This window comes from Anaerobiospirillum sp. NML120511, from assembly GCF_023050955.1.
In the GTDB taxonomy this organism is placed as follows: domain Bacteria; phylum Pseudomonadota; class Gammaproteobacteria; order Enterobacterales; family Succinivibrionaceae; genus Anaerobiospirillum.
Map to the genome: position 1 here is coordinate 1 of NZ_JALKIK010000082.1, position 4,489 is coordinate 4,489.

Below are 4,489 nucleotides of genomic sequence, written 5' to 3' on the forward strand. Positions count from 1 at the left end.
ATTTAAATTTGTTTTTGTCTTATTCCGCTTATTTATCGCAAAACTAGTAAGAGTCTTATGCACATCAATATTTGTCATTGACGGATATCTATTTATTTAGTACATAATTGTGGGAAAGTTTTATTTATCATCTGCCTTGGGGCATTTAATAAATTTACCGAAGATTTACAAAGCCCCGGTGCAGATAAAGCTCAGACGTCTTATACAAGATATCGGACAGCAGGTAAAAGGCAGGCAGCCACGCTGCATTGATAACAGAAAAGAAATGCCGCCCTGCAAGGTTTCCTGGTCATATGGCAGTTACTTTGCCGGACCGCTCAGATGAGCCCTCCGAACTGCCCGCCCTCAAGTCAGAGGCACAGCCCATGACTTATATAAGGGTAAAGCCTTAAGAGAGGTCACAGCACCTGCAGCAACTCTTAAGAAAGTGGAATTGTCACAAGAGGTTTTGATATGGAAAGCGCCGCTAAAATGGATCTTAATCCGGCAAGTAAGCCTAATGATGATGTAGTACCAGCCGATAAGAAAGTCATCTTCTTCATGCTGGTCTCCTGCTTCGTCCTGTGGGGCCTGCTCAACAACATCACTGACAACCTGGTACCTGCCTTTGGCAAAATCTTCATGATGTCAGCTGTTGACTCCTCGCTTGTTCAGATTGCCTTCTATGGTGCCTATGCCTGTCTGGCCATCCCTGCAGCACTCATTATTAAGAAGTACTCTTTCCGTCACGGTGTGTTAATTGGTCTGGGCTTCTACATTATCGGTGCCCTGGGCTATATTCCAGCCGCCATTTTCCAGGTTTACGACATCTTCCTCGTATCCATCTTTATTCTGGCTGGCGGTCTGTCCGTACTGGAAACTACCTGTAACCCATATGTCATTGCCCTTGGCTCTGAAGAGACTGCCATCCGCCGCATTAACTTCGCTCAGGCTTTCAATCCAGTAGGCTCCATCATGGGCCTGTTCCTTGCCAAGTTTGTAATTCTTGCCCACCTCAACCCTGCTACTTATGAAGAGCGTCTTGAGATGAGCGCATCAGAGTTAAGCTCCATACGCGTAGGCGAGCTGTTCTGGGTATGTGTTCCATACGTTGGTCTGATTGCCATTGCTCTCGTTATCTGGGCCTTCTTCTTCCGTCAGAAGTCTGATCTCAAGGATAGCGGCAATGACATCAACTTCATGGGCTCACTGTCCAACCTGATGTCCAACAAGCGTTACGTATTCGGCGTAATCAGCCAGTTCTTCTACGTAGGTATGCAGATTGCCGTCTGGACCTGGATGATCAAGTACATCATGGCCCTGACCGACATGGTTGAGCACGAAGCCGTTGACTTCTACATCTACGCTGTATTCATGTTCGTAGGCGCCCGCTGGGTATGCACCTGGCTTATGAAGTACATCCACGCTCCACGCCTCATGGCTGCTGTAGCCGCCGCTGGTATGGCTGTAACCCTTGGTACTATATATCTTCCATCCGGCGTCTCAATTATCTGCCTGATGTTAATCTCAGCCTGCATGTCCTTAATGTTCCCAACCATCTACGGTATCGCTCTGCGCGGTCTTGGTGATGACGTAAAGTTAGGCGCAGCCGGCTTAATCATGGCCATCATCGGTGGCGCTGTCATCACCCCAATCATGGGTTCATTCATCGACAACTCAACTCTGGCTTTCATGGTTCCAGGTTTCTCCGGTGAGGAAGCAGCAGTACGCTCCTCTTACTTCACCGCCTTTGTCTGCATGGCTGTAATCTTCGTTTACGCCCTGTTTAACTCCAAAAAGAGCTAATTAAGACACAGATCACAGGCCGGGAATAAGTCCTGGTCATCTGCGGGGCCTTGATGGTATAAAAATCGAGGCCTCTCAGGAAAAAGCCGGAACAAATGCGGTTTTTTCCTGAGAGTGCGCAGAACTCTTTACGATTAACCAACACCAGCTCTGCAGCTGCTTATCCGGGCAGTCCCACATGACAGCCTCAAGAGGTTGCAGAGTACCAGGCAAAGTGACCAGCCGGCAGTATGAGCAAGCCTGACAGCCTGCCCAGCTGCGCACAGGTGGATACCATCCACAGGCCTTAAACATCTAAAGCTTAAGGAAAGTCACCCTCCAACACACTCAAACACACACACAAGCCCATGTTCCTGCAGACCAGCTCTGCAGGGGCATGTTTGAGCCCTGCAGGCTCAGTCAGGCTCCATGTGAAGAGGTGCTGGCAATGGTTACCCGTTTCATACCGGCAGGGATGCAGCTTCAGATCTGAAAAAATGCAGCTGTAAACACAAAAATAACGCCCTGATCAGGTACACAGACTTCTTTTAAATCCAGGCATCATGCTGCAGCAAGAAGCTGATACAGCACTGCAGCCGCCCCGGAGGATTGGAATTATGGCTCAGTATTCTTTAGCATTTGATTTCGGCGCAACCTCAATCCGTGCCATTCTTGGAGCTGTTGAAGACGGACGTTTCACCACTAAAGAGGTGATGCGTATGTCTCATCAGCGCGTTATGGAAGATGGCCGCAGCCGCTGGGAGTGGGACAAGATTGTTAACAAGGTGGTAGAGACCATTAAGGCTCACGCCCACGAAATCTCCTCCATTGCCGTAAACACATGGGGTGTTGACTTCGGTCTTACCGGCAAGGACGGCAGTCTGCTGGCAACCCCTGTTTCCTACCGTGATGCCCGCCATAATGAAGGCTATGATTTTGCCCAGCAGAGCATGAGCCTCAAGGACATCTTTATGGCCACCGGCAATCAGATCATGTCCATCAACTCCCTGTTCCAGCTGCTGGTCTTAAAGAAAGATGCAGATGAGGGCAAGGATGCTGCCGGTACCTGGCAGAAGATCGACAAACTGCTTTTCCTGCCAGATCTGCTCAACTACATGCTCACAGGTGAAAAGCGCGCCGAGCTGACCATTGCTTCAACCTCACAGATTCTTGATCTGCGCAGCCGCAATTTCTCACCAGCCATTCTCAATGCCTGGAATATCGACGAGAGCATTTTTGCTCCTGTCATCTACCCTACTGAAACCGTAGGCTCCATCAAAAACAGCCTGATCCCTGAGCTGCGTGAGCTCAACAGAGACATCAAGGTTATAGCCTGTGCCTCCCATGACACCGCCAGCGCCGTACTGCTTACTGAAGCCTATACCGATCGCAATACCGCTTTCCTCTCCTGCGGCACCTGGTCCCTGATTGGCGGCCTTACCGACGAGCCTGTTATCAGTGAAGCTGCTTTTGAGCGCAACCTGACCAATGAAACCGGCTTTGGCGGCTCAAATATGTTCTTCAAGAACATCACAGGTCTGTACATTCTTGAAATGTTAAAGACCCAGCTTGAAGAACGTGAAAACCGCAAGATTCCATTTGATGAAATCACCGCATGGGTAAGCTCAAGCAAGGTTGACAGCTGGGTTGATGTTGATGCCCCTGTCTTTGCCCAGAACGAATTTGACGTAATTGAAGCCATTAACTCACTGCTGGGCAGCGGCTTTGAGCACCCATTTGACTACTTCAGAGTGATTTACCTCTCCCTGGCTCACAAGTACCACTCAACCCTGCAGGACATTGAGTCCATCATGGGCAGAAAGTTCACCCGCCTGCACATGATTGGCGGCGGCACCCAGTCTTCATTCCTGTGCCAGCTGGTAGCAACTGTAACCGGTCTTGAGGTAGTTGCAGGCCCAATGGAAGCCACAGCTTATGGCAATCTCCTGGCTCAGAAGCTGGGACTTGGCGAATTTAAGGATCTTGAGGAAGGCCGCCGTGTCATTCTTGAGTCCTCCGAGTTCAAGATTTATCACCCACAGGCCTGATTTGAGGCCTTGAGCTGCCATAACAGACAGCAAGAGCAGTAAAGACCACAGGTCTGCACTGCTACCGCAACGGCCAGGGCTGTATCAGCAGCCGCTGCGGTACTGACAGCACAGCGCAAAGCGCCAGGACCACAGGTTCTGAAGATGCAATACGCAGGAGCACTGCTTCTGCAGATGCAATGCGCCCTGGGGCGCAGAGCACTGAGCTGTCACAACAGAGCAATGATACCGGCTGCCCGACCTGATATCAGGCATTTACAGCACAGCCTGTCACTGCCCGGGAATGTATTCAAACACTGCCCTGATGCAGTATGCAATGTAAGGTAATCATCATGTCACATCCTAAGATTGGTATTCGTCCTACTATCGATGGCCGTCGTGGCCCACTGAAGGTTCGTGAGTCTCTTGAAGAGCAGACCATGAACATGGCAAAGAGCGCTGCCGACCTGCTGCGTTCCAACCTCAAGTATGCTGACGGTACTCCAGTTGAGGTGGTTATCGCTGATACCACTATCGGCCGTGTTCCTGAAGCTGCTGCCTGCGCCGAGATGTTCCGCCGTGAGGGTGTTGATGTAACCCTGACTGTTACCCCATGCTGGTGCTACGGCTCCGAGACCATGGACATGGACAAGCACACCATCAAGGGTGTCTGGGGCTTTAACGGTACTGAGCGTCCA

2 protein-coding genes and 1 pseudogene are annotated in these 4,489 nt (G+C 50.4%); all 3 read left to right on the top strand.

Going from position 1 to position 4,489, the window contains the following annotated elements; translation table 11 throughout:
• The first annotated feature begins 453 nt into the window (after positions 1-453).
• Positions 454-1,785 carry an L-fucose:H+ symporter permease gene (gene fucP / locus MXE39_RS12605; RefSeq protein WP_246979055.1) on the top strand — a complete coding sequence of 444 codons (1,332 nt, stop codon included), beginning with the start codon at positions 454-456 and terminating at the stop codon, positions 1,783-1,785.
• Between the two features lie 596 nt (positions 1,786-2,381).
• Positions 2,382-3,812, top strand: coding sequence for an FGGY family carbohydrate kinase (locus MXE39_RS12610; RefSeq protein ID WP_246979054.1), 1,431 nt, complete (start codon positions 2,382-2,384; stop codon positions 3,810-3,812).
• A gap of 311 nt (positions 3,813-4,123) precedes the next feature.
• Positions 4,124-4,489: pseudogene (gene fucI, locus MXE39_RS12615) on the top strand (L-fucose isomerase); the annotation flags it as partial.

Excerpts from the sequence above, each read along its gene's own strand:
- MXE39_RS12610 (WP_246979054.1), top strand. The coding sequence starts at position 2,382 with ATGGCTCAGTATTCTTTAGCATTTGATTTCGGCGCAACCTCAATCCGT.
- fucP (WP_246979055.1), top strand. The coding sequence starts at position 454 with ATGGAAAGCGCCGCTAAAATGGATCTTAATCCGGCAAGTAAGCCTAAT.